Below are 2604 nucleotides of genomic sequence, written 5' to 3'. Positions count from 1 at the left end.
GGACCGCTCGCGGTCCCGGCGTTCGAGCTGCTGTCACTCACAGGTTCGAGTATCGCTTGTGTCGCAGGTCACCCGGCTACTTGGTGGCTCTGTCGTAGATCTTGGCCACCGAGCCGGTGTTCGGAGTGAACAGCTCCTTGTCCACGGTCTTCCAGCCGCCGAGGTCGTCGATGGTGTACAGCTTCTGCGGGGTCGGGAAGGTCTTGGCGTTGTCCGAACGCACCTGCGGGTCGACCGGACGGAAGCCCGCCTCGGCGAAGGCCTGCTGCGCGTCCTTGGTGTAGAGGAAGTCGCGGAAGGCGATGGCGTTCTTCAGATTCTTGGAGTTCTTCAGCACCGCGACCGGGTTGTCGATCCGGAAGGTGGTGTCGGGCACGACGTGCTCGATCGGGTCACCCTTGGTCTCGGAGAAGATGGCCTCGTTCTCGTAGCTGAGCAGCACGTCGCCGGTGCCCTGCAGGAAGGTGTCGGTGGCCTCGCGACCCGACTTCGGCTGCACGTGCACGTGGCCCAGCAGCTGGGTCAGGTAGTCCAGACCGGCCTGCGTGTTCTTGCCGCCCTCGCTCTTGGCGGCGTAGGGGGCCAGCAGGTTCCACTTGGCCGCACCCGAGCTGAACGGGTTGGGGGTCACCACCTCGATGCCCGGCTCGAGCAGGTCGTCCCAGTTCTTGATGCCCTTGGGGTTGCCCTTGCGGACCGCGATCACCACGACCGAACCGAACGGGACGCCCTTGTGGGCATCGGCGTTCCAGCCCGCGTCCACCTGACCGGAATCCACCAGGCGGGTGATGTCGGGCTCGACCGAGAAGCTCACCACGTCGGCCTCGGCGCCGTCCTTGACCTTGCGGGACTGATCGCCGGAGGGACCGTAGGAGGCCTGGAACTGGGTGCCCTTGCCGGCGTCGGTCTTGTTGTAGACCGGGATCACCTTGTCGTAGGCGGCCTTCGCGACCGAGTACGCGAACAGGTTGATATTGCCGCCGCCACCGGCCGCCGCACCCTCGTCCTTGGTGTCGGCCGCGCCGCCGCTGCAGGCGGTGAGCACGGTGGCCGCGACCGCGGTGAGAGCGACGGCGAAGGTAGATCGGCGGGACAGGCGAATATTGCGGGACATCGGCGTGGACCTTTCGGGCTACCCGCCGGTGGGACGTCGACCGGCGGGAATGAACGTTTGCCGTAGACCCGTCACGTCAGGAGATCCGCGACGGTGGCGCTCCGGCCCGAAGGCCGCCGGGGGACGAACACGAACTGCGAAAAATGCGCGCGCCAAGTCTACTCAGACGTGCAGCAGTGCCCGATCGGCGATCAGCGACAGTGGATGTCAGCGACCGCGAGGCAACCCACAGCGATCAACGCCAATTCATGGCGGACCTGGGGAACAACGCTCGACAGCACGGGGCGACTTTAACAGAGGTGCACGTCAGGCCGCTAATCTCCGGTGGTTTGAAATCGTCTCGAGCACAACCCTGGTCGAGCACGGCAGACTGTATCGAGACTGCTGACTTCCAACGGGGGACATCCATGACGACAGCGCCCGCACGTATCCGCCGGGACTTCCCGGGCATCTCCACTCGCGCCTGGGAGCACCCGGCCGACCGCACCGCACTGGTCGGCCTCCGGCAGCTGAGCGGCTTCGACACCCTGCTGCGCACCCTCTCGGGTCTGCTGCAGGAGCGGCAGCACCGGCTCATGTACCTGGCGACCGCGGTGCGGGTCGACGAGCGGCAGTTCAAGAACCTCCACCAGCTGCGCGCGGACGCGGTCAAGATCCTCGACGCGCAGCGCACCCCGGAGATGTTCGTGCTGCAGCAGCCCGATGCCAATGCCTTCACCATCGGCATGGACCGCCCGTTCATCGTGGTGACCACCGGCCTGCTGGATCTGCTCGACCACGAGGAGCTGCGCTTCGTGGTCGGCCACGAGCTCGGACACGCGCTGTCCGGGCACGCGGTCTACCGGACCATGCTCATGCACCTCATGCGGATCGCCGACGGCATCGGCTGGATGCCGGTGGGCGGCTGGGCGGTTCGCGCCATCGTGGCCGCGCTGATGGAGTGGAGCCGCAAGTCCGAGCTGTCCGGGGACCGGGCCGGGCTGCTGGTCGGGCAGGACGTGGAGGCGTCGGTGCGGGTGCACATGAAGCTCGCGGGCGGCTCCCGGGTCGACGAGATGAGCCACGCGGCCTTCCTCACCCAGGCCGACGACTACGACCGCGCGGGCGACCTGCGCGACGGCGTGCTCAAACTGCTGAACCTGGAACTGGCCAGCCACCCGTTCTCGGTACTGCGGGCCGCGGAGCTGCGGCGCTGGATCGCCAGCGGTGAGTACAACCGGGTGCTGGACGGGCAGTACCCGCGCCGGGAGCAGGACAAGGACGCGCGGATCAGCGAGGAGATCAAGCACGCGGCGCGGTCGTACAAGGAGAGCTTCGACCAGTCGGAGGACCCGCTGATCCGCACCGTGCGCAACCTGGGCCGCGATGTCGGGGCCACAGTCACCACGGTGGGGCAGGAAGTCGGGGAGACGCTGTCGAAGCTCGGCAAGCGGCTCCGCGGCGACAGCGACGACAAGCGGAACGAATGAGAAAGGGGTCCGGGGCATGGC

Annotated in this window: 3 protein-coding genes; 1 reads left to right on the top strand and 2 read right to left on the bottom strand. The window is 67.3% G+C overall.

The window, feature by feature from the left end; genetic code table 11:
• Positions 1-76 precede the first annotated feature (76 nt).
• Entirely contained in the window at positions 77-1114 is a 1038-nt protein-coding gene (locus tag ACFV4K_RS35375) for a sulfate ABC transporter substrate-binding protein (RefSeq protein WP_379280648.1), read from the bottom strand.
• A gap of 191 nt (positions 1115-1305) precedes the next feature.
• Positions 1306-1395, bottom strand: a complete 90-nt coding sequence (locus ACFV4K_RS35370) for an Ms4533A family Cys-rich leader peptide (RefSeq protein ID WP_357096386.1) — start codon at positions 1393-1395, stop codon at positions 1306-1308.
• Positions 1396-1521: 126 nt separating this feature from the next.
• Between ACFV4K_RS35370 and ACFV4K_RS35365 the strand changes: the two genes are divergently transcribed.
• Positions 1522-2583 carry a M48 family metallopeptidase gene (locus tag ACFV4K_RS35365; RefSeq protein WP_379280647.1) on the top strand — a complete coding sequence of 354 codons (1062 nt, stop codon included), beginning with the start codon at positions 1522-1524 and terminating at the stop codon, positions 2581-2583.
• Positions 2584-2604: the final 21 nt, after the last annotated feature.

This window comes from Nocardia sp. NPDC059764 (assembly GCF_042732555.1).
Classification (GTDB): Bacteria; Actinomycetota; Actinomycetes; order Mycobacteriales; family Mycobacteriaceae; genus Nocardia.
This window is presented reverse-complemented; position numbering and strand designations above follow the sequence as displayed.

Coding starts and splice junctions, on each gene's coding strand:
- ACFV4K_RS35375 (WP_379280648.1), bottom strand. CDS start 1,114: ATGTCCCGCAATATTCGCCTGTCCCGCCGATCTACCTTCGCCGTCGCT.
- ACFV4K_RS35365 (WP_379280647.1), top strand. CDS start 1,522: ATGACGACAGCGCCCGCACGTATCCGCCGGGACTTCCCGGGCATCTCC.